A 24,845-nucleotide genomic window follows, 5' to 3' on the forward strand; every position below is an offset into this window, starting at 1 on the left:
TCAGGGTTTACGGCCCACACCGCAGTAGCAGGACACCTTGGCATCGAAGGACGCGGAGATCTCCGTCGTCTCCGCCAAACCCCACCGATGCGGCGGCACCACACCCGGCTCGACCAACTCCAAACCCGAGAACCACCCGGTCACCTCATCACGGGTGCGCACCTGCGCCGGCAACTTCCGCACCCGGTACACATCCTGCGCGGCGACCACCTGCTCCGGGGCGAAGTCAGCGGTGATCGTGCAGATCACCAGGAACGAACCGGGAGCCAGAGCGCTCAGGAACGCCGACACGATTGCCGGGATGCTGGCCTCCACGAAATGCAGTAGCGCGATCATGCTCAATGCGACCGGCTCGGAGAGATCCAGCACCTCACCCAACTCCGGGGCCGCCAGGATCGCGAGTGGATCGGTCACGTCACCCTGGATATAGGTTGTCGTCCCCGACGTCCCGCCGGGCATCAAGGCCCGGGCGTGCGCCAGCACCACCGGATCGTTGTCCACGTACACCACCCGCGCATCGGGGGCGGCCCGCTGGGCGATCTGATGCAGATTCGGCTCGGTCGGAATCCCGGTCCCGATATCGAGGAACTGCCTGATCCCGGCCTCGGCCAGGAACCGCGTACTGCGCTGCATGAACTGCCGATTCACCCGCGCCGCGGTCCGAATATCGGGCCACGCCTTCAAGATCTCCTGTGCGGCCTTGCGATCGGCCTCGTAGTTGTCCTTGCCGCCGAGGAAGTAGTCATAGATACGCGAGGTATGCGGCTGATCCAGCGGGATAACCCTGTCCAATCCAATCACCACTTCAATCGATCGACCGACCACATGCCCACCCGCACAGGCTAGTCCGCTACCTACCCGGACCGAAGGGTTTCATGTGGAAGGGATTCGGCTCTCGCGATATCCATTGCCGCCGGTCAAACCTTTGTCGCGCATGCCCGAAATGTCGTGCGTGACAGCTTCGATCGCGGTGCCCGCGCTTCTTCCAGAAGGAACGAAAACGGGGAAATCGCCATGAGTGGCGCCGAGGCGTGGATCATAGGCGCTGTGCCGTCGATCAACAGTCGTGTCGCCAGCATTACCGCCGAACTCGCGGAGCTGTACCGAGACCTGCACGCACATCCGGAATTGTCCTTCGCCGAGCACCGCACCGCGGCGATCGTCGCCCGGCGTGCGAAGGCCCTCGGCTATGAGGTGACGGAAGGAGTCGGCGGGACGGGTGTGGTCGCCCGCCTGGCGAACGGTCCCGGCCCGCTGATCATGCTGCGCGCGGATATGGACGCGCTGCCGCTGCGCGAGCAGACCGAACTGCCCTACGCCTCGACCGCCACCGATCCGGACAGCGGCCGGCCGACCATGCACGCCTGCGGCCACGATATGCACGTCACCTGCCTGCTCGGCACGCTCGACACGCTGGCGGCCGATCGGGATTACTGGTCCGGCACCGTGCTCGGGGTCTTCCAGCCCGGTGAGGAGATCGGCCTCGGCGCGCAGGCCATGGTCGACGACGGATTGTTCGAACGCTTCGGGAAGCCGGAAATCGTGCTGGCCCAGCATGTCCTGCCGATCGCGGTGGGCACCGTGGCGACACGCCCGGGCGCGATACTCTCCGCGAACGACAGCTTACGGATCACCCTGCACGGCCGCGGCGGGCACAGCTCACGCCCCGAGACGACGGTCGATCCGATCGTGATGGCCGCCGCGACCGTCATGCGCCTGCAGACCATCGTGTCCCGCGAGGTCGCCGCGTCGGACCAGGCCGTCGTCACCGTCGGCACACTGCACGCGGGCACCAAGGAGAACATCATCGCCGATCAGGCCGAACTCGGCCTCAGCATTCGGACCTACTCCCCCGAACTGCGCGCCAAGGTGCTCGAGGCGATACGGCGGATCGTGTACGCAGAGGCCGAAGCCGCGGGCGCGGACCGCGCGCCGACGATCGAGGCGCTGACCCGGCTGCCCGTCACCATCAACGAACCTGTCGCACTGGACAAGACGCGCGCCGCGCTGCGGGCCGCCCTCGGCGCCGAGCAGGTCCTGGAAATGGGCGCCTTCCCGGCCAGCGAGGACGTCAGCATCCTTGCCGACGCCGCCGGAGCACCGCTGTCCTTCTGGTTCTTCGGCGGTGCGGACCCGGCGAAAGTCGCGGCGGCACAGGACAAGGGCACGGTCGACCAGGACATCCCGATGAACCACTCGCCATATTTCGCACCGCTTGCCGAGCCCACGATCGCCCACGGCGTCACCGCGCTCACCGCGGCGGCCCTCGGCTGGCTCGATACCAGCCGCGCCGGTGCCGTCCCAGCGTAGATAGTCGCGCCACTCGGGTCGGTGAATCCCGGCCCTGCACAGCACTTCCCGAACCGCCCGGCCGCCGCGCCCAGGGCGCTCCCCCGCGTGTAGATCACCGCCGGTGAGCGCCTGCCGACTCGTCGCTCATCGCGTTGTACGCGGTCGACTTCGCCTCGGACACACCACGGCGATTTGTCCAGTTGGTCATTTGCTCCATCACACAGCTACTATCTAGCAACACAACTCGTTGGCCTCTCACCGCGCGAGAAAAACGTGTTCTTCCTGCTTGAATTCGCTCAGACGTTGACGCACTCCGCTCGTCCGCATCTACGCACAGCACACTCAGCAAACGAATTCCCGGAAAGGACCCATGCACGTGTCGGTATCTGGCGGATCTCGCATGTCCATCGACGGACGCGATATCCGGAACCGCAATCCTGATGTGCAGTGGCATGTTTCGGCGTTCCAAGCACCCCGCAGCGGGGCCGACCCCACCGGTCAGGTGCGGCGGTTACAGGAGCTGCGGGCTCGAATCCTGTACGACAACGGCCGGCGGCCGGGCTTCCGCGACGCCGCCGGCGCCCATGTCGACGATCAGGAATTGGATTACGGTGCCTGGCATTTCGTCGCCCGGCGACATCCGGACGGCCCGGTGCTGGGCTACATCCGGCTGTCGACCCCGGCGACCGGTGAGCTGTTCCAGTCCCGGGCATATCTGGGTGAACAGCAGTACGAACAACTGCTGGCCGCCGAAGGCGCGGGGGTCGAGGAGACCTTCGAGCACAGCCGGCTGGTGGTGGAGCATCGAGCCCGGAAACTGGGGCTGGGCGCATATCTGAACGCGGTCGCGATCGGTGCCGCGCACTATCTCGGAGCCAAGATCATGATCGGCACGTCGGGAACCAGGGACGGCCAGGATCAGTTCCACGGCCGGTTCGGTTTTCATCCGGTGCCGGGGACGCGCTGCTATGTCGAGCGCTATACCGAGGAGGTGGTGATCCTGCTGCACCGGACCGCGGCGGGAGCGGGTGAATACACCGATCTGGTGGGCCGGATGTGTGCGGAGTTCCCGGCACTGACGAGCGGTGATCTCGGCGTGCCGACGAGCGGTGATCTCGGTGTATGGACAGCGGGCGGGCTCGAAAGCCGCGACGCGCCAGCGGCTCTGGTGCAGGCCGCCGTACCGGATGGCGACGGGTGGCAGCCGGTGCTGCTCGAACCCAACCATGCCGCCGACTATGCGGCATTGACCGCACTGCTCGAATCCGGCCGCGTCACCGCCGTACACGACACCATCACCGCGCAGCTGGCCGAGCTGATCCGCTGCCGCGAGCCCGATCGCCGCTATGCCGGGGCCGAACTCGAGCGGAAGATCGAGGAGCAGCTGGCCGGGGTCGAGGCCTGGGCCTACGGGAGCTGGGTCTGGTACCCGTGGTCGGGGCGGCTGGTGCATGTGCTGCCGCGTGCGGAGTACCGGCTGGTCCGCACCGACCGCAATCGCGAAAAGATCCAACGCCCCCAGCAACGCGGTCTGCTCGATCGGCGCATCGGGATCGTCGGACTGTCGGTGGGCAACAGCGCCGCGGTCACGCTCGCGCTCGAAGGTGTCGGCGGCGCATTCCGGCTCGCCGACTTCGACGAGTTGAGCCTGTCCAATATGAACAGGCTGCGCGCGGGAGTGCATCACCTGGGCGTCGGCAAGGCGGTGATCTGCGCACGCCAAATGTTCGAGATCGACCCGTATCTGGATATCGAGATCATGACGAGCGGGCTGACCGAGACCACCATGGCCGAGTTCTTCCACGGCGATCGGGCACCGATCGATCTGCTGGTGGAGGAGTGCGATACGCCGTACGTCAAGATCGCGGCCCGGGAATACGCTCGCGCACTGGGGATTCCGGTGGTCATGGATTGCAATGATCGCGGCATGCTCGATATCGAACGTTTCGATCTGGAGCCGGACCGGCCCCTGCTGCACGGCAGAATCGGCGACCTGCGCGCTGCCGATCTGCCCGAACTCTCCGATCAAGAGAAAGCGGACCTCATCTTGTCCATGGTCGATGCCGAACGGATCAGCCCCGAACTCGCCGCCGCGTTCGGGGAAATCGGCCGGACACTGAGCAGTTGGCCGCAACTGGCCTCCGATGTGGCACTCGGCGGTGCGCTCGTCACCTCGGCCGCGCGCCGGATTCTGCTCGGCAGCCACTGCGCATCGGGCCGGTTCTACATCGACCTCGATACGCTGATCGCTCCCGAGTACAACACCGCCACCGCGCTGGACGGTGCTCTCACATGACCATGGTGTACGCGACCGATCAACCGCGGTCCCTGTCGGTGCGGCCGCCCGTTCCGCTGCCGATCACGGTGTCGGGCTCCAGCATCCATCTGCCCGATACGGTCGTCACCAACGCGGACCTCACCCGGACGCTCGATACCTCGGCCGACTGGATTGTCGCGCGCACCGGTATCCGGGAACGCCGGCGTCTGGCGCCGGAGCTGGCGGTTTCGGATATGTGCATTGCCGCCGCGCCCGCGGCGCTCGCCGAGGCGGGGATCTCGGCGCGCGATCTCGACGCCGTCATCGTCGCGACCTACACCTACGACCAGCCGCTGCCCTCGACGGCACTGATGGTCAAGGACCGCCTCGGCGCCGGTCGTGCGCTGCCGATCGACATCACCCAGGCCGCCTGTGCCAATGGGCTGCAAGCCATCCTGCTTGCCGCGCATCTGCTTCAGGTTTCCGCGCAGGCGATACTGGTCATCGCCGCCGACTGCGCCTCCCGGGTCACCGATCCGCTGAACCGCACCACGGGCGTTTTCTTCGGCGATGCGGCCGGCGCCGTCGTGCTGACCCGCACCGAAACCACCGGGGCCGGACTCCTGGCCTGGGACTTCGGCTCTCAGCTCTCCCATGACGTGGAAATCCGGGCCGGTGGATCTCGGCTGCCGACCAGTGCCCAGACCGTCGCCGAGCGCGAGCACTATCTGCGGATGGACGGTCGCGCGGTCTGGGCGGCGGCGACCACGCGGCTGCCGGAAAGCATTCGCGCCGCCGCCTACCGCGCCGGGCTCGACGTCACCGAGATCGACCATTTCTTCCTGCACCAGGCCAATCTCAATATCCTCACCGCCGCGATGACCGAACTCGAGGTGCCGATGCAGCGCGCGCCCGTCACCCTCGACACTCTCGGCAATACCGGCTCGGCCGGGGTTCTCACCGCATTGCATCAGGCGCGGACCGAGGACCGCCTCATGCCCGGCGACACCTATGTACTGTCCGCCATTGGAGCCGGATTCCAGTGGGGCACATTATGTTTCCGTCAGGGATAGGTATCCGGCCGTCGCATACCTGATCGCCTGCTCGGCGTAACCGATTCGGTCCAGGAGGCCACGCGCCTTCTGGACCGTTCGCCGACTTACCGCGCAGCGGGCAGTCGTCCCGGTTTGCGGCCGAACACCATCGAGGTCGGGCCGATCAGGTGCCGCTTCTTGATGTGGACGAATCCTGCGTCGCGAAGCCAGCCCGAGCACTGGGTTGTCGTGGCTTCGAAGCCCTCGCGCATCTCCAGCATGATGTTCAGGCTGGAGAGGAAGCTGATGAGGTTGTTCCTGCGGCCCGGGTCGGTCATGGCGTCGTAGACGAGTAGTACGCCACCGGGCGGCAGTGCCTCGTAGGACTTGGCGATCAATTCGCGCCGCTTGGTTTCGCTGTAACCGTGCAGCAGATGGCCGAAGCAGATCACGTTCGCGCTCGGCAGTGGGCCCTCGTTCATATCGCCGGCAACGAAGGCGATCCGGTCCGCGAGTGCGAACGACTCGACGTATTCCTCGAAAATCGGGCCCACGGCGGGCAGGTCGTAGCTGACTCCCCTGATATGGGAGTGGGTGAGCGCGACCCGCACGGGCAGCGCCCCCTGCGCCGCGCCGACATCGACGAACGTCCGAAAACGCTGCCAGGGAAAGCGTTTGGCGATGAGCATCGCCTCGCCGGTCGAGATTCCGGTCATCCCGGCCAGGAAGTTCCGCAGCGCCGCCTGGTCACCGTAGAGGGAAGAGAAGAATTCACTCTCCCCGTGTTCCTCCTCGGCCCCGGGACTGCCGGTCCGCAGCAGATCCCCCAGCCCCGACCAGAGGTCGTAGAGCCGTGTGCTCGACAGCTCCATCAACCCGCCGATGTAACTGGGTTTGGCGCGGTCCAGGAACAATGCTGCCTGCCGCGAATTGGTGTAGACCCCGGCGCGATTTCGCCGCAGCAGTCCCATGTCGACCAGCGCACCGAGAAACGGGCCCGTAGCCCGCGGATGCCACCCGAGCCGGTCCATCAATTCCTGCTCCGACAGCGGACTCACCGCCAACTCCGTGAAAACCCCCGCCTCGACCGCCGTGAGCACAACCCGCGAGGACCAGAACGCCATCCCCTGCTCCAGAATCTGTTGCGGATCGGCAAACCGCCGCAGCACCGCCCCGCCGATCCGACTCTGAAATACTCGCATCAACAACAACTCTCGGCGAATACCACGATCCGCACCGGCTACCGCGGCCTCCCCCGACGACACCTCACGACCCGGGAGAAGCGGCCCGCCATCGATCGAACTCTCAGGATGCGCCATGTGCAATTCCTCCAGTGCTATGACCGACCTGCGAACCGGCAGCCAACGGCAATCCGCGCCGAGCGCAAGGCTCGGCTCAATCACATCACTAATTGCCCGCCCACGGTGATGCAGCAGGAGATCGAGCCCGAGGAGGCCTGGTTCTGCGCCTTCATGAACACTAACTGAGCCCACCGACAGGCCTCGGCGGCGCGGATCAGTGCTCGATTTCGGCCACGGAACAGGCAAAGCCCGGTTTCTGTATGCGGGAGCTTCAGGATCCTGGCTTCGGGGCAGGGCATTCATTGGGGGCCGGGAGATCGCGGAGGCGCTGGTCGAGCCAGTCGATGGCGCCGGGGAAGCCGACCATGAGGGTGATGGTGTGTTCGCCGGGGATGGAGCGGTAGACGGCGGGGACGCCTCGGGAGCATTGGTCGGCGAAGAGGTTGAGGGACTCGGTTTCGGGGACCCAGATATCGAGCATGCCGTGGTAGATGTACAGCGGCGCAGCGGATTTGCGGTCGCGGAAGTCGGAGTTGCCGAACATGGCGGCGGCGACCGTGGTGTCGAGGGGGCGGGCATTGTTCGTGGCGATCTCGATCGGTACGCCGGTGATGCCGAGTATGCCGTTGCTGTCGCCGCAGGTGTCCTTGACCGGGGACGTGGCCAGCCATTCGCCGAGATTGTTCAGCTGGGTGAGCAGTTCGGGATGTTCGCGGGCGAAGGCCAGAGCGACCACCATCAGGATCCCGGATGCGAGACCGCCGTCGAAGTGGTGCGCGACCTCTCGATAATCGGTGACCAGCCCGCCCAGCGCGACACCCGCCAGGGACCCGGACAACTCCGGTGCGTACTCCCCCAGCAGCATATCCGCCGCATAGGCCGCGATCGCACCGCCGGAGTAACCGCCGATGGCAAACCTGCTCTGCCCCAGCGTATTCGGCTCCACATTGCGAACGGACCGGATGGCGTCCAGCATCACGTGCCCGGCCACCCGGGGTTCCGCATAGGCCATCCGCGGCCCCTCGTGATCGGGGATGAGCACCCCGTAACCCCGTGACAGCGCCAGAAAGGTGGCGGGCGGAAACAGATCCCCGACGCTGAACTTGCTGTTCACACCGTGCGCCATCGCATAGCTGGGCGTGCACTGCAGCCCGAGCGAATTGATCGGTATCGCGTTCACCAGCACCGGCCGGTCCCCCGGCCCGGTCCAGCTCGCGGCCGGGACAAGAAGGGTGGCGGTGCCGAACGACGCCCCGCCCGAGGCCCCGGTGGTCCGGAACTTCAACAGCAGCGCCCGGGAGATCGGCACCCCTGCCAGTGGCGCAGCCGTCGCCGTGACGTCCCGTACCTCGATCGGATCACCGGGCTTCAGGGCATCCAACCCGCTCGGCCAATCGTCGAACAGCGGATCGCCACTGGCGGGCGACAGCGTGGACCGCCACAGCGAGGCGAGCTCGGGCGACAACTGCGCGTTCGGCGGCGACGGCGCCGGCGGCAGCACCGGCTTCGGCACGGTGTGGTCGATCCAACTCTGCCATTCGTTGGCATCGGCGGGCGCCGCACCGGCGGGGCCCTGATCGGTATGCCCCACCGGGGCGTAGAGCAGCACCGCGGTCACCGCCGAGGCGACGGCCACGAGTATCCGGACACGCTGCGACCAATCACTGAAAGACACTGTGCCCCTTAATAAATCAAGCTGCCCCGACGCGTCCCCAGACTACGGTCGACTGCCCCCGCCAGCAGTTTTCCCGTAGATCTCACAAAACATACCGCGCCCGGCTCCTCCTACACCACAACCCGTGCGCGTGGCGCACGGTATGGCGTGCGGATACCGGCGGAACTTGTCGGTGCCGTCACATACCTTGAGCGCATCTTGATCGATCGGGAGGGAGAACGATGGGCTCGAATTCGAGCGCCACGCCGGAGCACCCGGCTTGGGAAAGCGCTTCTGTCGTAAGGGTTTTGCCCGCTGTCGCGCCGCGCAAACTGAACAAGGTGCCGTTCGTGGAGCTGGCCGACGGACGCTTGCAGGGGGTGGTGTCGAGCGGGTCCGATATTTCGCGGGTGTATGTGGCGTCAGTGACCGCGGGGACGCACGGGTTGAGCTGCAGCACCAATAACAACCGGCCGTGCGGCGGGTTGAACCAGGGGTGGGGCTGCTGCAAGCATCTGGATTCGCTCATCGAGGAAGCGGTGCTGCAGTACGGGCAGGACCGAGTGGCGCGGTTCCTGCGGGTCGAGGTGCCCGAGGGGTCACGACTTTCCGGTTGCCTCAAGGGAACTCGCGATCCAGCTCCGGCCGCCGCGGTGTTCAGCCGGTTCCTGCGGCACCTGACCTACCTGGAGTTGCCCGGTAGCGCGACGCCGATTCCGGAGTTGCACTGGTTCCCGGCGGGGGTGGGTCGCTGATGCAGGCAGTACAACTGACCGCGCTGGCAGACGCGCCCGCCGGTGTCACGGATGCCCTGGATGTCGTGAGCGGGTTCGATACCGCGCTGGTCAATGGCTTCGCCCGGGTTTCCGAACCGCAGGGCGCGGCGCTGACCGCGCTGGCCGGAGCCGTGGCGGGATCGCCACTGACCGGGGCGGTAGCCGCGGCGGTGTCGAAGGTGAGCACCGGAGCGATCGGCACGGATGAGCTGACGGCATTGGCTGCCGCTCGGGCCGCAGTACTGGGCTCAGTGCACGACGCACTGGTCGAACAGGCCGATAACACCTTGGGCCGCAAGAGATTCGAGTGGACCACCGCACCGGATGCCGCCGCTCCGAGCCCGCTCGCGGCGGGTTCCCGCGCCTGGCTCGGGGAACTGGCCATCGCCGGATGGCGCGGCGTGGACCATGACCTGGTGGCCGCGGCGGATCGCACCGTGGAAGCGCTGCTGGCCGAACCCGCGCTGCGTCGGCTGGCGATGCTGCTGGATGGCTTCACCGCTGAACTGGGCGCGTGCGCACCGATCGCCACCATGGATCGGATACCGGCGCGCCGCTGGGCCGATCTGTGGACGCGCGCCTTGCTGCTGTCCTGGCGCGGCACGGAATCGGCGGCACCCGAAGCAGTTTCAGGTCGCCTACTACCCCTGGGCGTGGACGTTCACGAGCACGGGACCGTCGTACAGGTACAAGTGCACGGCGTACTGGAGACCCCCCGCGCACCGGCCCGCCAGGTGCGCGTGTCGGTCGCCGCGGCCAAGGTGGACACCATTGCGGGACCGGCGGTATGGCAGCTACTGGGTGCCCATCGGCAGTTGCTCACCGCGCTGGCCGAACACCGCGCGCTGGAACTCACCGACATGCCGCTGACGGCGACCGGTGACATGCTGTGGGATGACGATCGGGCGAAGGCTGGGGAGGCCGCCGATCCGTTCGTCACCGCCACCGTGCAACTGCCGCGGGCGCAGGCTCCGGCCGTCGCGCCGCTGGATCGCGATCCGGTGCATATCGCGGTACCGGTTCTGCTCGAGGGGTACCGGTTCCGCGACGGTGCACTGGAATTGGATGGGCAGCGCCTCCGGGTGGAGCTGGACGCGCTGCCGTCCGCCGGTCCGCTCACTCCGGCCGGGGTGACCGGTTCCAGCACCATGATCGGATTGCTGCGCTGGGATGCGAGCGGCTGGTCGATGCGACCGCTGGCCGTGCAGCGCAAGGTCAAAACCGTGCTCACCGCCTTCCACAACGGCGATTGGGCCCTCGGCCCGACCGACCCGAAAGTCGCCAAGGCACAGGCGAAGTCGGGCGATGCCGTGGCGGTGCTGCGTGAGCGCGCAGGACGGTTGCTGCGCAAATGACTACAGCATCGCGAAGCGATTCCATGGGGGGCGGCGGTCGGGTGACGGGTGGGCCGAATCACGAGACACGACGCCAGGTCCTGTACTGGCGTCTGCTGGCCGGTGTCTTCACCGGGGATCAGCAGCCGACGCTGGAGCAGGCGAGCGCGGGGATCGTCGACGATCTGGGATTGCCGCTGGCGGTGCTCGATCCGGGCATCTCCATCGACAATGTGGTGCAACGGTATCCGGAGATGCAGTCGGAATTCGACAACCTGGACTTCTCCGAGGCCGAACCTTCCGAGACCGATGCTTCCGAGACCGATGCTTCCGAGACCGACGCTGACGACCCGCAGGCCGCGGCCGTCGCCGAGACGCCGCGATCCATCGGCGCGGCCGATGTCCGCACTGCCGCACTGGTTTCCAAACTGCTGCTGAACGTCTTCGCCACCGGCTCCGGCCAGGTCAGCGCGACCCAGCTGGCGGGCTGGCAGTCCGATGCCAATTGGCTGCGCCGCTGCCTGGGCGAAGAGCAGGCCGGCTCCGTGCAGGGCGTGCTCACCGGGCTGGAGGGCGAGCTGGTATCCCGCATGCGGCTGCGCGAAGTGCTGGCAGATCCGCATCTGGCCGCCCAGCTCACCCCGAGCATGTCGCTCATCGAACAGCTGCTGCGCGATAAGCACAATCTGTCCGGCGTAGCCCTGGCCAATGCCAAACGCCTCATCCGCCGCTATATCGACGAGGTCGCCGAGGTCCTGCGCACCCAGGTGCGGCAGACCAGCGTCGGCACCGTCGACCGCTCGGTCCCGCCCAAACGCATTCTGCGCAATCTGGACGTGGACCGGACCATCTGGAAGAACCTGCCCAACTGGAATCCCCAGGACGAGCGCCTCTACGTCGACCGGCTCTACTACCGGCAGACCGCCAAGCGCACCGTCCCCGCCCGCATGATCGTGGTGGTGGACCAGTCCGGTTCGATGGTCGACTCCATGGTGAACTGCACCATTCTGGCGTCGATCTTCGCGGGTCTGCCCAAGGTGGATGTGCATCTCATCGCCTACGACACCCGCGCCCTGGATCTCACACCGTGGGTGCACGATCCGTTCGAGGTGCTGCTGCGCACCAATCTCGGCGGCGGCAATGACGGCCCGATCGCCATGGCCATGGCCCAGCCCAAGATCACCGACCCGAAAAACACCGTGCTGGTGTGGATTTCGGACTTCTACGAATTCGACCGCTCGCAGCCGCTGTTCGAGTCCATGGAGGCGGTGCACCGCTCCGGGGTGAAGCTCATCCCGGTCGGCTCGGTGAACAGCTCCGGCCATCAGAGCGTCAACCCGTGGTTCCGCGAACGGTTCAAAGCCCTTGGCACCCCGGTGCTTTCCGGACGCATCCAGAAGCTCGTGCACGAACTCAAGAACTTTCTCGACTAGGAGACACAGCCCTCATGAACGACGTTTTGCGCGCCCCCGCCGAGATCAAGTACGCCGAGGAACTCGATTGGCTGGAGTCCATCGACGACGGCCCCAAGCCGTACACCTGGCGGCTGAGCCCGAAGATGGTGCGGCTGTTCATTCTCGGCTCCGAACGCGCCGACGGACTGGACCGGGAGGTGAGCCAGAAGTGGTTCGGTGACCGCAGTTTCGTCGAGCGCAGCATTGTCACGCTGGCCTCGGACCGGGGTCTACTGCTCATCGGCGATCCGGGCACCGGCAAGAGCTGGCTGGCCGAACTGCTGGCCGCGGCCATCAGCCGCAATTCCACGCTGGTGGTGCAGGGCACCGCGGGCACCACCGAGGACCACATCAAGTACTCGTGGAATATCTCCATGGTCATCGCCAAGGGGCAGTCGCGGGAGTCGATGATCCCGTCCCCGATCATGACCGCCATGGAGCAGGGTGTGATCGGCCGCTTCGAGGAGCTCACCCGCTCCACCAGCGATGTGCAGGACGCGCTGATCTCCATCCTGTCGGAGAAGTACGTCTCGATTCCCGAACTCGATGATGACAATGTGGTGTTCGCGCAGCCGGGCTTCTCCATTATCGCCACCGCCAACAGCCGCGACCGGGGTGTGAACGATCTGTCCTCGGCGCTCAAGCGGCGCTTCAATTTCGTGCGAATTCCGGTGGTGTCCAATAAGAAGAGCGAGGCGGAGATCGTGCGCTTCCGCACCGCGGAACTGCTGCGCCGCCATTCCCTCGAACTGGAACTGCCGCCCACCCTGCTGGACATCCTGTTGGAGAGCTTCGCCGATCTGCGCGCCGCCGCGGCCGCGGCCACCAGCGATGACGACAAGCTGGAGTCGGCGCTGTCCACCGCCGAGCAGATCGGCGTGCTCGAGGACGCCATCCTGCACAGCCAGTTCTTCGGTGCGAAGCAGCTGAGCGCCGAAACCCTCGCCGGTTCGCTGGTGGGATCGCTGGCCCGGCGTCAGCCCGAGGATCTGGCCATTCTCAACAAATACCTGCACGGTGTGGTCGAGCCGCGCACCAAGGACAAGAGGGGCAAGGCGCCCTGGGGCGAATTCCTGGAGGGCGGCCGGGCCGCGATCGCGAGGCTCTCGTGACCGTCTCCGATATTCGTCCCGCGCCGAATACCTTTGCTGCACTGCGGGATCAGCTGGCGGACGCGGCGGTCGCGTTCGCCGGCGCGCCCGGGGCGGCGGGCGATATCCTGGCGGGCATCGTCGATGATGTGGACCGGGCGCTGACGGAGCGGCTGGAGATCTTCCCGGTCTGCCACCACTCCCCCGCCTCCGGTCTGGCGATGGTGCGGCGGCTGCGCGAAAAGCAGCCGAGCGTCATCTATTTGGAGCTGTGCGAGGATCTGCGGCCGCTGCTGGACGAATTGCGCAACTGCCGGTTGCCGGTGGCGCTACAGGCCTTCGCCACCGATACCACGGGCTTCCCGGCCGACTGGGCGCCGCTGTCGGTGGTCGCGCCGATCACCGAATCCTCGGCCGAGTATCAGGCCATCGCCTACGCGCTAGATACCCCGGGCGTCGAACTGGTGCTGGTGGATCGGTCCACCGATCATGTCTTCCAGTGGGCGCCCACCGTGGAATCGGCGCACACGCCCGACGAGGGCGAGCAGCCCGAGGACGACGGCCTGCACGGCGCGGCGGTGGGCATCGAAATCGGTGATCTGCGACCGCGTTTCGCCGAACTGGAAGAACACCTGCTGCACCACGGCAAGGTCCGGCACTGGTCGGAATGGTGGGATCAGTACGTAGAGCAACCTCTCGCGGACGCCGACTACGACACCTACCGCCAGGTCATGGTGATGATCGGCAGCCTGTTCCGGCGACTGCGGCGCGGCAGCACGGCCGAGGACGAGGATCGCGAACGGTATATGTGGACCCGTATGCGGGAACACCTCTCCGCCGGCAAGATCGACCCGGCACGGGTGCTGTACGTATGCGGCGCGGCCCATGCGGCCAGCCCGGTCGAACAGTTCGGACTGGAGTCGGACGCGGCGTTCGAGATCTCGCCGCGCTCGGCCACCACCTGGCACTACGGGCTGATTCCATCCAGCCACTCCGCGATCGAGGCGCAGTTCGGGCTGGCGGGCGGTGCGGTGTCGATCGCGGCGGCCACCTGGGCGAAGGGATTGCGGCGCGGCCGAGTGCAGCCGTTCCAGCTGGAAGGCCAGCCGGGGGCGAAGAAGGCCATCAAGAAGCTGCCGCTACTCCCGGCCGAGTCGGAAGCCGCAGTGGCGGATCAGCTTTCGGGATTCCTGTCCCGGCCGCCGGTGCTGGACCCGCTCGACGAGGCCGAGCTGCTGGAATGGTCGGTGGATATCGTCCGGCTGGCCCGGCGCAATGGCTACCTGGCCAGCACCGCCGACGCCATTGCCATCTTCGAGACCTCGATCCTGCTGGCGGGCTTGCGCAATCGCGCGCGGCCGACCCCATACGACTTCCAGGACGCGGCCGTCACCTGCATCGAGAAGGACCGGGTGCCCGGGCGGCGCGATGTGCGGCGGCTGTGCGAAATCCTGCTCGGCGGCGACCGTATCGGCCAGGTCGGCTACGCGGCGCTGCCGCCGCTGGCCCGCGATGTGCTCGACCGGCTGCAACCGCTCGGACTGGATCTGTCCAAGCGGACGCTGCAGCGCGCACTGCTGGATCTGAAGGCGAATCCGGACCTGCGGCCGTGCTCGGATCTGCTGTGGCTGCTGCGCAGACTGCTGCCGCAGGACGCGCTGCGGCCGATCATGGGCTCGCGCGGACTGGGCGAGACCTCCATCCAGGAGAGCTGGGATATCGGGCTCGGCAAATATCAGCGGTCGCTGGTGGAGCTCGGCTACGAGGGCGTATCAGTGGAGCAGGTGCTGGAGCAGCGCCTGCGGCGTGCGGTCACCGCACCGGACGCGACGGCCGCCGTCGCACTGGGTGCGGTCGAGGACGCGCTGGTGTATCTGGGCTCGGTCCGGCTCGCCGGCGAGCTGGGCAATCGCGCGGTCGAACTACTCGCCGCCGAGCGAACAGTGGACGACGCTCCCGTCGTGCTCCGCCGAATCCGGCTGCTGCTCAACTACTTCCGATCCACCGAAGGTGGCTTACCGGCCTGGTGCGAACGGTTCGTGACAGCCGGATACTCGCACTACTGCACCCTGCTGCCCACCGCCTTCGCCGCCGAGGAGACCGGACCTGCGCAGGTGGCGGCCATGCTGGGCTTCCTGTTCGGGATGGAGAACCTGGCACTGTCGCTGGGCTGTGATCACACTCAGCTGGAATTGGCTGTGCTGCAATCACATCCGGAAGCCCCGGCCAAGGTGGCGCTGCTCTGGGCGGCGCGGTTCCAGCTCGGCATGCTGACCATGGCCGAGCTGCGCGAGCGGTGCGACGCAATGCTCGCCAATCCGCTGGTGCTGCCCACGGTTCCGCATTACGTCAGCGGTTTCGTACAGGCCATCGACCCGGCCCCGGCGCTGAAGCCCTTTGTGGTGGAACTGTTGTCGAAGGCATTCGGCACACTGCCGGACACGGTACTGCTGCCATGGCTACCCAAGCTCATCACCACCCTGAAGGATCAGGCAGGCGACCTCATCCCGGGCCTGGTCCGGGAGGCAGCCCGCACCTTTCCCGGCGCACTGCCCGCCGTGGACGCCTTCGTACCGCCCTGGTCGATCGAATCCGCCACGGTCACAACGTCAACAGCGGCAGCGCCGAGCGGACCGGTCACCGAATTACTGGCCGCCCACCCTGCCGCCTGTGACGCACTCGCCGGGCTCCTCGGTATCGACGGTAGCTGGCAGCAGACCGGGCCGGCCGGACACCGCGAGGTGACCGGCCTGCTCGACCGGTTCCCCGCCACCGCCGCCGCCCTCGCGACGCAGCTCGGAGTGTCAGCCGCACTGAGCTGACAGCGGCCCGGCCGGTTCGTCCCGGAAATCTGCGGCCGGCCGGGCCCTCCGGACACCGCTTCCGGAAAGTTGGGCTTTCGACCAATCGTTTCGACCGCGCATGACGAACTACCGAAGAAGTGCATTTTCAAACAGAGGTTGATCGAATGCGGTTTTTCGGCGGGATTTCAGCGGAACGGTCGGTGGTGCGCGGGGCACTACTGCCGGATCCGGCAGGCAGGCAGCGGGATTCGCCGGCGTCGAGCGTACTGGAACAGCCGGTGCGGGATGAACCGGTCGATACCGTCGTTCTCGAAGTGCTCGACGCGCTCGCCCGGGACGCACCGGAGATCAGCGATGTGGCCGTCGTATACCGCACGGTCACCGAACGGCGCGCCACCGTCTCGGCGCTCGCCGGCGGGAAATGGCAGCGCGCCTCACACGTTTCGATCAAGGTCGCACTGCTGGCCCTGGCACAGGAGGCAGCCGGCACCGGGAGTCTGATGGTGCTCGAACTGCTCGATCATCACACCGCATTCGTGCTGGCCACGCCCCGGCGCACCCAGATCATGGCGGCGGACTCCTGGTCCACCGGTGTCGTCGACGCACCCAGCACACAGGAGGCGATCGGGCGGATCCGGCCGATCCTGGACGCGATGGGTCTACGGCCGGACGCAGTCCTGGTCTGCGGTTCGGCGCTGGCCGATCCCGCTGTCGCCGAGGCGGTGCGGCTCGGATTCACCATGCCCGTCACCGAGGCGCCCGACGCCGCGAACGCGGCGGCTCGCGGCGGCGCACTGGTGGTGGCCGGACAGCCGCGACAACTGGAAGCCGAAGTCCCCAAGGGAAACCGCCGCCCCGGCCTGGTCTTGCTGGGAGTCGCCGTCGCCGCGGCGACACTCGCCGCCACCGGCTTCACCCTGGTGCAGATCCGCGAACACACCGCCTCGGTGGCACAGGTCCACATGACCCCCGCCGGCTCCAGCGCCGCACTACCTCCCACAACGCAAGCCCCCGCACCGATCCCGCCGCCGCCGGCGGTTGCGACCGACAACCCCGCACCGATCCCAGCGCCGGACCCGGTCACCGACAACCCCGCGCCGGTCGCCACCACTCCCCCGAAACACTCCCATCCTCCGCGCCCCACCACCACCGAGCCTGCTCAAACCACCACCACCGACCCGACTACCTCGGATGCCCCGCCCACCTCCACCAAAGTCGGTGCACCGGAAGCCAACTGGCTCTTCCCCGGCGAATCCCCGCCCCCGCCCGCCGGTTCGGACCCCGCGCAGGTCCAGGCCTGGTGGGACAACCACCTCGCGCTGAAAGACCGCTGGCTGCACGGGGGTTAGCAATCGGAATCCATACTCGATACCGGACCCGGCGGCCTACTGCACCAGCCCGACGACGGTCGCGCTGATCAGGCTCGCCAGCGTGGCGCTGTAGATCAGCCGCAGTCCCTTGCGTGCGACAACGGCGCCTTGGCCGGGATCGATGATGCGGACCGCGCCGGTGACTATGGCGATGGTGGTGAGGTTGGCGAAGGACACCAGGTAGGTGGAGAGGATGGCCATGGCGTGGGTCGACAGTGGGGCCTGGCGGCTGTGCAGCTTCAGCATGGCGGCGACGGTGATCGCGATCCGGAAGCCGAGCAGATGTGGTCGGCCGGCATCTCGAAAAAGGAAGACTTGTCCCGAGTTTCGGCTTCCTCGACGTGGAGCAGCAACCGAATATGCTGCAGAATCCCGATCAGGGCGGAGACGAGCACAATCGGCATCAGGACCAAGAAGAAGATCGCGGGCGGCACCGCAAACCACCGCGCACCGAAGGCAAAGATCAGCTACTGGACACCGGGGCGCAAACGGGGCGCGCACAACGCCGGCCGCCACGACAACCACAGAGGAGCCATGAACGCTCGCACTCGTCAGACGGTGATCGGCGGTATCGCGTGGATCCTGGTGGTGCAGTACTTCGTCATGCTGGTTGTATCGCAGAGTCGATGGACCACCCCCTACAGCTGGTCGCGCAATGCGATCAGCGATCTGGGGGCCGCGACGTGCCATCGCTCCGATCAGCTCCAGGTGTGGGTGTGCTCGCCATGGCACGTGGCGACCAATATCTCGTGGACTATCGCCGGGGTGTGCATTTCTTTGGGGGCAGCACTCGTGAAACCCGCGCTGCCGCCGAGCCGGATCGCCACGTTCGGGCTGGGTTTGGTCTTCATCGCGGGAATCGGCCTGTGCCTGGTCGCATTCAATCCCGAGGACACCGGCAAGACCATGCACGTGCTGGGCGCGACGATAGCGATCGGGAGCCTCGCCTTCGGGACATTCATGATCGGCGCGGCGCTGTGGCGCGCAGACCGGTGGAACCTGCTCGGGGCCTTGGGATCAGCCCTCGGGACGACGGCGATCGTGGGAATCGGCTTCATGCTGGCCAAGTTCGGCGGACCGGCGCAGTTCGGACTGTGGGAGCGCATCGCCGCCTTCCCCGGCCTGCTGTATCTGATCGCCCTCGGCTTCCAGATCGTCGGAGTCGCGCGCAAGCCGGGGTTTCCGGGCAACGACTGAGCCCGGTTGGGTCCGGTCCCCAGCGTGTGCCCCCTCGAGCGGCAAATATCAGCATGCGACGCTACCCTCGCGAGCATGACCCCAGAACGCTGCGATGGCATTGTGCTGGCGGCGGGCGCCGGCACCCGGTACGGCATGCCGAAAGCCCTGGCCGAGAACGGGGCCTGGCTGCATTCGGCGGTGCGGGCGCTCCGAGAGGGCGGCTGCGACCGGGTCTTCGTGGTGCTGGGCGCGACCGGCCCCGCACAGCGTGACCAGACCGCCCACGAGCCCGCATGGCTCATCTCGCGGACTCCTCGCATGCCACTGCCCGCGGGCGTCCATCCGGTGTGGGCCTCGGACTGGGCCATCGGCCTGAGTGCCTCGATGCGGGCGGGCCTGGCCGCGGTGGCGAGCCTTGGAACGGCAAAAGACTCCGGCAGCGGTAGTGCGCCGCCGGAGTTCGCGGCGGTCATGCCGGTGGACACTCCGGACGTCGGACCGGAGGTGGTGGCCCGGGTGCTGGCCGCAGCCAGAGGCTCCGAAAGCCGATTGGCGCGCGCGGTTTTCGGGAAGCTCCCCGGCCACCCTGTGGTACTGGGCCGGGGGCACTGGGCGGGCGTGCTGGCCACTGCCACCGGAAACACTGGAGCGGGGACCTATTTGCGCGAAAGACCGGATGCGGTACGGGTCAGGTGTGACGACCTTGCGACAGGGATCGATCAGGACTACCAATCCAGCACGAGGTGATCAGCGACTACTTCGCAGAGATTTTCAGCCCATCGGGAATCGATAGGCCGGAGATGGGGACGGTATCGCGGTGAATGGGGCCGCCGCTCGCGCCCAGCGGTACGCCGGAGCCACTGCGGCGCACGGCCACGATTTCGGCGGCGATGGAGACGGCTGTTTCCTCGGGGGTGCGGCCACCGAGGTCCAGGCCGATGGGCGACCGCAGCCGCGCGAGTTCGGCCTCCGTCACGCCGATCGCACGAAGTCGGGCGAGCCGATCGTCATGAGTGCGCCGGGACCCCATCGCTCCCACAAAAGCCACTGACATGCGCAATGCCACTCCGAGAAGGGGCACATCGAATTTCGCATCGTGCGTCAGCACGCACAATACGGTGCGAGCATCCACTCGGGTACGGGCCAAATAGGCGTGCGGCCACGCCACCACGACCTCGTCGGCGTCCGGGAAACGCGCTCGAGTCGTGAATACCGGCCGGGCGTCGCAGACGGTGACGCGGTAGCCGAGGAATTTACCGATGCGGGCGACCGCGGCGGCGAAATCGATTGCGCCGAAGACGATCATCCGCGGCGGCGGTACCGCGGACTCCACGAACACAGTGGTCTCGGCACTGTCGCAGCCGAGAGTGCGGACACCGGTCGCTCCCGCATCGAGCATGGCCCGGGCCTCGGCGACGACCGTGTCGTCGAAGCTCTCACCAACCGTCCACCAGGAGCCCAGCGCCATAGCCGCACCGGTTTTCAGGTCGCGAACCAGGGCCACGGGCTCTTCGGAACGCAGAATCGCCTCGAAGGCGGCGCAATTGGCAGAGGTGACCGGCTGCACGAAGACTTCGATGGTCCCGCCGCAGGTCAATCCGACAGCGAAGGCGTCGGAGTCGCTGTAGCCGAAGGTTTCCCGGATCGGCTCACCGGTGTGCAACGACTCGCGGCACAGCTCGTACACCGCACCCTCCACACAGCCGCCCGAGATGCTCCCGACGACCGTGCCGTCGGAGTTCACCGCCAGAGCCGCACCTACCGGCCGGGGCGCGCTGCCACGGATTCCGGTAACGGTGGCGATGGCGTAATTCTGCTGCGCCACATGCCATTCCAGAAGTTGTGCCGCGATATCGCGCATATCAGCGTCCTCGGACCTGTTCGATGCGGTTGGTTGTCACCCGGCCGCCTTTCGCTGGGCGGCCAGGCGGACCGCAACCAGGATCTTCTCGTAACCGGTGCAGCGGCAGAGGTTTCCGGCCAGCGCCTCCCGAATCTCCACATCGGAGGGCTCCGGGTTCCGCTCGATCAGATCATGCGCCTGCACGATGAGACCCGGTGTGCAGAAGCCACATTGGACGGCACCGGCCTCGACGAACGCCTGCTGCATCGGATTCAACTGTGCGCCCTCGGCGAGACCTTCGACGGTCCGCACCGAACGGCCCTCGGACTGCGCGGCCGCGACCAGGCACGAGCAGACAGTGGTGCCGTCCACAATGACTGTGCAGGAACCGCACTCACCCTGTTCGCAGGCATTCTTGGAGCCGGGCAGGCCCATTCGCTCACGCAGCATGTAGAGCAGGCTCTCGCCCGCACGCACGTCGTCGACGGTCACAGGTGCGCCGTTGACGGTGAAGGTGACACGCATCAGGCCGCCTTCCCTTCTGTCACATAGTCTTTCCAGGTCCACGCGAGGGTTCGCCGGGCCAGCACCGACAGCGCGTGACGGCGGTACTCCGCGGTGCCGCGCACATCGTCAATGGGTGCCGCAGCCTCGGCGACCAATTCTCCGAAGCGGCGGATTACGGTGGGGTCGAGTTCGGTTCGGGATTCCCACCGTCCGCTGGCGGTGAGTTCGTCGCTGAGGAACTGTTCGGCGGCGGTGGCCCGACGCGGTGTGGGTGCCGCGGAACCGAATCCGGTGCCGACTTCTCGGCGGTCGGGACGCAGCGACAACGCGAAGGCGGTGACCGAGATGACCATCGCGTTTCGCGTGCCGATCTTGGAAAACTGCTGCGGGCCCGTGGCGGGCCGGACCCAGAATGCCGCGATGAGCTCGTCGGGCGCCAGAGCGTTGCGTTTGACGCCGGTGTAGAAGTCGGTGATCGGAATATGACGGATGCCGCGGACCGAATGCGCCTCCACGACCGCGTCATCGGCAAGCAGTGACGGATGCGCGTCCCCGGCAGGGGAAGCCGCGCCCAGATTGCCGCCGACGGTCCCCCGATTGCGGATCTGCGGCGAGCCGACAGTGCGTGCGGCCATTGCCAATCCGGGCAATCGGGCGCCCAGTTCGCTGATGAGCCGGTAGTACGTGACGCCGGCGCCGATACGCAGCACGCCCTCGACGACCGTCCACTCTGCCAGCTCTCCGACACGCGTCAGATCCAGTAGGGCCGGTGGTCGCCTGAGGTCGAAATTGAGCTCGACCATCACGTCCGTACCGCCGGCGATCGGCGCCGCATCCGGATAGTCGGCCCTGGCGGCCAAAGCATCTGCCCAGGTCGCAGGTCGCAAGAATTCCATCTGAGAAGACTCCTATGAGTTGAAGAGAATCTCGATCACCAGGCGAGGCAGGACCGCAGGCCGCGGGTGAGCTCGTCGCGATCGAGGTCACGGCCGATGAAAACGACTTTGCCGGTGTAGTTTTCGCCCTGCCATGGCGCCGACGGCCGGATATCGAAGGAAGCGTGGATGCCCTGCAGGACGAATCGGCGGGCATCGTCTTCGACGGCGAACAGTCCTTTGATCCGGTACACGTCATCACCCCGTTCGGCCAGGTGAGCGGACAGCCACGACTCCAGCGCGCGATGATCGACCCGGCCGTCGAGCTCGACGCCGACCGAGGTCAGCTCCGGGTCGTGCTGATGGGTGTCCTCGTCGAGCCAGTGCGGATCGCCGGCCATGGTGCGCGCCATGTCGAACGCGCCGATTCCCAGCACATCGGCAAGGTCGACCGCTGCGTATTCGGAGGTAATGATGTCCGCGGTCGCATTGATCGCACGCACCGCTTCCTCGACCGCGCGCACCGACTCGGCATCGACCAGATCGACCTTGTTGATCACGATCCGGTCCGCGAACGCGATCTGATCGAATACCTGTGATCCGACACCGTGATGATCGACCTCCGCGAGGTGGGTCCGGACATGTTTGGCATCGACCAGCGTGAGGATCGCATCGAGTGCGAAGTGCTGCGAGATCTCCTCATCCACGAAGAAGGTCTGAGCTACGGGGTTCGGATCGGCGAGCCCACTGGTCTCGATGAGGATGCGATCGAAGCGGTCGCTGCGGGCCAGGAGGGAGTGCAGGATTTCGATCAGATCGGTGCGGGCCGTACAGCACAGGCAGCAGCCGTTGCTCATCTCGATGATCTTCTCGTCCGCGTTCAGCACGAGATCGTTGTCGATGGGAATTTCGCCGAATTCGTTCTCTATCACCGCGATTCGGTGGCCATGATTCGCCGTCAGAATGTGATTGACCAGGGTGGTCTTTCCGGAACCGAGAAATCCGGTCAGGACGGTTACCGGGATTTTGGCGTGGTCAGGCATGGATTCCTCCGAGGGGTGTGTTCGGCATGAGGATTTTTCGCGCATGGGCCAGCGCGTCTTCCGAGATTTCGATCCGCCGGCCTTCGAAGCCCGGGCCGCGCGTCGCATCGAGTCCCATGCGGGACGTGGTCCCGTCACTGGTCGAGGACGGATCCAGGGGTGATCCGGGAAGTCCGCCGGCGGTCAGGATGTCGCGGTGCGGCTGAAAATGGGTGGCCAGCGCCCACAGCACCGCCGCGTCGTCGGTGATGTCGATATCGCTGTCGACGGCAACAACCGTCTTGACGTATGGATCCCAGCCGAGCAGCCCCAGCATGACCTGACGGGCCTGCCCCGGCCTGCGTTGCCGCAGCGCCACATAGCAGTGGAAGTGGGTCCCCGAAGTCGGATAGTGCACGGCGGTCACATCCGGGAACCGCGATTTGAGCTTCTCCGCCATCTCCGACTCGCGCGGAATTCTGGCCAGATTGAGATGCTCCGCGGTGTTGCCGCCCTCGACGTCGAACAGGATCGGCCGCCGTCGCCGCATGATCGTCGAGACCTGTATCAGGTTGTTGGTGGACCGGTTCGAGGAGTAGCCGGAGAACTCGCCGAACGGGCCTTCCGCCGCGTGCGCGGCGGCATCGATCGTGCCCTCCAGCACGAAATCCGACCAGGCCGGAACCGCGATGCCGTACTTCGGGGTCGGCACCACCTCGAGTGGTTCGCCCAGCAGGCCACCGGCGATCAAGCGTTCGTCCACGTCGTAGCCGACCCGCGCGGACGCGGCGAGCATGAACAGTGGATGCCCGCCGATCACCATGGCGACCGGCATCGGCTCACCCAGTTCGGCATACCGCGTCAGGATGCGCCACAGATCGCCGCGCGAATGCAGGCTGGTCGCCAATTCGTTGGGCGAGTGGATCATCGAGCGGTGATAGCTCAAATTTCCGGCACGGGTATCGGGATCCTCAGCGACGATGATGCCGCTGGTGATGTAGGGCGCCCGGTCCGAGGCGAAGTGCCGGAGCATCGGCACCGTCGCCAGGTCGACGTCCGCGCCCGACTGCACGACTTCGAGAATCGGCCCCGAATCGACGTACCGCGGGGCCAGCGGTTGTGCCGCTCGAGTCGTGAACGCCTCGTGCAGACTCTCCGGACCGGCATCCAGCAACCGCGCGATTCGGCGGCGGGAGGCGAACACGTTGCTCACCACGGGGACCGCGACGCCATCGACCTTGCGGCACAGCAGCATCTCCTCCCGTCCCCGGGCGGCAAGTTCATAGATCAATCCGGTGACGCCCTGATCCGCGTCGAGGGCATCCTCGACCGTCAGTACGTCCTCGGGATATGCCGCGAGGTAGTCATTGAGAAAGGCGTGCGGGTCCTGTCGCCGCGACAGTTCCGAATAGGTCATCGGACCATCCCTCCGGTCAATTGGGTCGCCGATCCCGCGCCGCGCCATCGCGGAGACAGGTCGTGCTCGATGCCGAATTGGTCGAGGATTTTGCCGCTCACATGCGCGAGCAAGTCCTCGATGGATGCGGGCCGCTGATAGAACGCGGGCATCGGAGGCAGCACGATCGCACCCGCTTCGGTCACCGCCGTCATATTGCGCAGATGCACGAGACTCAGCGGTGTCTCGCGAGTGACCAGTACCAGGCGGCGGCGCTCTTTGAGGCAGACATCAGCCGCTCGCGTGAGCAGATCCTCCGAATAGCCGAGCGCGATACCGGCCAGCGTCTTCATCGAGCAGGGGACCACGACCATGCCCATGGTGAGAAAGGATCCGGACGCGATGGTCGCCGCGATATCCCCGCGCTGGTGGTAGACGTCCGCGAGCCCGGCGAGGTCGTCGGCCCGCAGGCCGGCCTCGAGTTCGAGAGTGCGATGAGCCGCCCGGGATACCACCAGGTTTGTCTCCACGGTATTCAGTCGTGCGAGGGCGGTGAGCAGATGGATTGCCAGGTGCGGTGCGCTGGCGCCGGTGACACCGATGATCAGCCGAGGCTTGTCGGGTGGGCCGGCGCCGTCGCCGTATTCGTGTGACAT

21 protein-coding genes are annotated in these 24,845 nt (G+C 66.6%); 11 read left to right on the top strand and 10 right to left on the bottom strand.

Going from position 1 to position 24,845, the window contains the following annotated elements:
• Entirely contained in the window at nucleotides 1-792 is a 792-nt protein-coding gene (locus tag OG716_RS17815; protein ID WP_405138683.1) for an SAM-dependent methyltransferase, read from the bottom strand.
• 222 nt (nucleotides 793-1,014) lie between these two features.
• On the opposite strand from OG716_RS17815, the gene OG716_RS17820 reads away from it, so the two are divergent.
• The 3 genes from OG716_RS17820 (at nucleotide 1,015) to OG716_RS17830 (ending at nucleotide 5,622) form a co-directional block, all read left to right on the top strand.
• Nucleotides 1,015-2,310 carry an amidohydrolase gene (locus tag OG716_RS17820; protein ID WP_405138684.1) on the top strand — a complete coding sequence of 432 codons (1,296 nt, stop codon included), beginning with the start codon at nucleotides 1,015-1,017 and terminating at the stop codon, nucleotides 2,308-2,310.
• Between the two features lie 382 nt (nucleotides 2,311-2,692).
• Entirely contained in the window at nucleotides 2,693-4,588 is a 1,896-nt protein-coding gene (locus tag OG716_RS17825; RefSeq protein WP_405138685.1) for a ThiF family adenylyltransferase, read from the top strand.
• Complete coding sequence (locus OG716_RS17830) at nucleotides 4,585-5,622, top strand: 3-oxoacyl-ACP synthase III family protein (protein ID WP_405138686.1); 1,038 nt, start codon at nucleotides 4,585-4,587, stop codon at nucleotides 5,620-5,622. Before OG716_RS17825 ends, OG716_RS17830 begins: the two co-directional genes overlap by 4 nt.
• 86 nt (nucleotides 5,623-5,708) lie before the next feature.
• On the opposite strand, the gene OG716_RS17835 is transcribed toward OG716_RS17830, so the two are convergent.
• On the bottom strand, nucleotides 5,709-6,785 hold the full coding sequence (locus tag OG716_RS17835) for a methyltransferase (protein ID WP_405138687.1): 1,077 nt from the start codon (nucleotides 6,783-6,785) through the stop codon (nucleotides 5,709-5,711).
• Between the two features lie 370 nt (nucleotides 6,786-7,155).
• Nucleotides 7,156-8,559, bottom strand: coding sequence for a lipase family protein (locus OG716_RS17840; RefSeq protein ID WP_405138688.1), 1,404 nt, complete (start codon nucleotides 8,557-8,559; stop codon nucleotides 7,156-7,158).
• A 287-nt stretch (nucleotides 8,560-8,846) separates the two neighbouring features.
• On the opposite strand from OG716_RS17840, the gene OG716_RS17845 reads away from it, so the two are divergent.
• The 6 genes from OG716_RS17845 to OG716_RS17870 all read left to right on the top strand — a co-directional run bounded on the left by OG716_RS17845 (nucleotide 8,847) and on the right by OG716_RS17870 (nucleotide 17,346).
• Nucleotides 8,847-9,293: a hypothetical protein gene (locus OG716_RS17845; RefSeq protein WP_405138689.1), complete on the top strand. Its 447-nt coding sequence runs from the start codon at nucleotides 8,847-8,849 to the stop codon at nucleotides 9,291-9,293.
• Entirely contained in the window at nucleotides 9,293-10,669 is a 1,377-nt protein-coding gene (locus OG716_RS17850) for a hypothetical protein (RefSeq protein ID WP_405138690.1), read from the top strand. Before OG716_RS17845 ends, OG716_RS17850 begins: the two co-directional genes overlap by 1 nt.
• Nucleotides 10,666-12,081 carry a VWA domain-containing protein gene (locus tag OG716_RS17855; protein WP_405138691.1) on the top strand — a complete coding sequence of 472 codons (1,416 nt, stop codon included), beginning with the start codon at nucleotides 10,666-10,668 and terminating at the stop codon, nucleotides 12,079-12,081. Before OG716_RS17850 ends, OG716_RS17855 begins: the two co-directional genes overlap by 4 nt.
• A gap of 14 nt (nucleotides 12,082-12,095) precedes the next feature.
• Nucleotides 12,096-13,214 (top strand): AAA family ATPase, encoded by a 1,119-nt coding sequence (locus OG716_RS17860; RefSeq protein ID WP_405138692.1) that lies wholly within the window; start codon nucleotides 12,096-12,098, stop codon nucleotides 13,212-13,214.
• Nucleotides 13,211-16,015 (top strand): DUF5682 family protein, encoded by a 2,805-nt coding sequence (locus OG716_RS17865; RefSeq protein ID WP_405138693.1) that lies wholly within the window; start codon nucleotides 13,211-13,213, stop codon nucleotides 16,013-16,015. Before OG716_RS17860 ends, OG716_RS17865 begins: the two co-directional genes overlap by 4 nt.
• A gap of 146 nt (nucleotides 16,016-16,161) precedes the next feature.
• Nucleotides 16,162-17,346, top strand: coding sequence for a hypothetical protein (locus OG716_RS17870; protein WP_405138694.1), 1,185 nt, complete (start codon nucleotides 16,162-16,164; stop codon nucleotides 17,344-17,346).
• 36 nt (nucleotides 17,347-17,382) lie between these two features.
• On the opposite strand, the gene OG716_RS17875 is transcribed toward OG716_RS17870, so the two are convergent.
• The gene (locus OG716_RS17875) at nucleotides 17,383-17,892 is read right to left on the bottom strand and encodes a nucleoside transporter C-terminal domain-containing protein (protein ID WP_405138695.1); all 510 of its coding nucleotides are present in this window, start codon (nucleotides 17,890-17,892) and stop codon (nucleotides 17,383-17,385) included.
• Between the two features lie 9 nt (nucleotides 17,893-17,901).
• Between OG716_RS17875 and OG716_RS17880 the strand changes: the two genes are divergently transcribed.
• Together OG716_RS17880 and OG716_RS17885 are read left to right on the top strand one after the other, a co-directional pair.
• Nucleotides 17,902-18,564, top strand: a complete 663-nt coding sequence (locus tag OG716_RS17880) for a DUF998 domain-containing protein (protein WP_405138696.1) — start codon at nucleotides 17,902-17,904, stop codon at nucleotides 18,562-18,564.
• A 75-nt stretch (nucleotides 18,565-18,639) separates the two neighbouring features.
• A complete protein-coding gene (locus OG716_RS17885; RefSeq protein WP_405138697.1) occupies nucleotides 18,640-19,293 on the top strand; it encodes an NTP transferase domain-containing protein in 654 nt (217 codons plus the stop codon).
• 7 nt (nucleotides 19,294-19,300) lie between these two features.
• On the opposite strand, the gene OG716_RS17890 is transcribed toward OG716_RS17885, so the two are convergent.
• From OG716_RS17890 to OG716_RS17915, 6 genes are read right to left on the bottom strand one after another with little or no spacing between them, the layout of a single operon-like run.
• Complete coding sequence (locus tag OG716_RS17890) at nucleotides 19,301-20,407, bottom strand: XdhC family protein (RefSeq protein WP_405138698.1); 1,107 nt, start codon at nucleotides 20,405-20,407, stop codon at nucleotides 19,301-19,303.
• Between the two features lie 36 nt (nucleotides 20,408-20,443).
• A complete protein-coding gene (locus OG716_RS17895; protein ID WP_405138699.1) occupies nucleotides 20,444-20,914 on the bottom strand; it encodes a (2Fe-2S)-binding protein in 471 nt (156 codons plus the stop codon).
• The gene (locus OG716_RS17900) at nucleotides 20,914-21,792 is read right to left on the bottom strand and encodes an FAD binding domain-containing protein (RefSeq protein WP_405138700.1); all 879 of its coding nucleotides are present in this window, start codon (nucleotides 21,790-21,792) and stop codon (nucleotides 20,914-20,916) included. Before OG716_RS17900 ends, OG716_RS17895 begins: the two co-directional genes overlap by 1 nt.
• A 35-nt stretch (nucleotides 21,793-21,827) precedes the next feature.
• The gene (locus tag OG716_RS17905) at nucleotides 21,828-22,814 is read right to left on the bottom strand and encodes a CobW family GTP-binding protein (RefSeq protein WP_405138701.1); all 987 of its coding nucleotides are present in this window, start codon (nucleotides 22,812-22,814) and stop codon (nucleotides 21,828-21,830) included.
• Entirely contained in the window at nucleotides 22,807-24,210 is a 1,404-nt protein-coding gene (locus OG716_RS17910; RefSeq protein WP_405138702.1) for a UbiD family decarboxylase, read from the bottom strand. Before OG716_RS17910 ends, OG716_RS17905 begins: the two co-directional genes overlap by 8 nt.
• Nucleotides 24,207-24,845 (bottom strand): UbiX family flavin prenyltransferase, encoded by a 639-nt coding sequence (locus OG716_RS17915; protein ID WP_405138703.1) that lies wholly within the window; start codon nucleotides 24,843-24,845, stop codon nucleotides 24,207-24,209. The genes OG716_RS17910 and OG716_RS17915 overlap by 4 nt, the downstream gene beginning before the upstream one ends.

The organism is Nocardia sp. NBC_01388 (genome assembly GCF_045040085.1).
Classification (GTDB): domain Bacteria; phylum Actinomycetota; class Actinomycetes; order Mycobacteriales; family Mycobacteriaceae; genus Nocardia.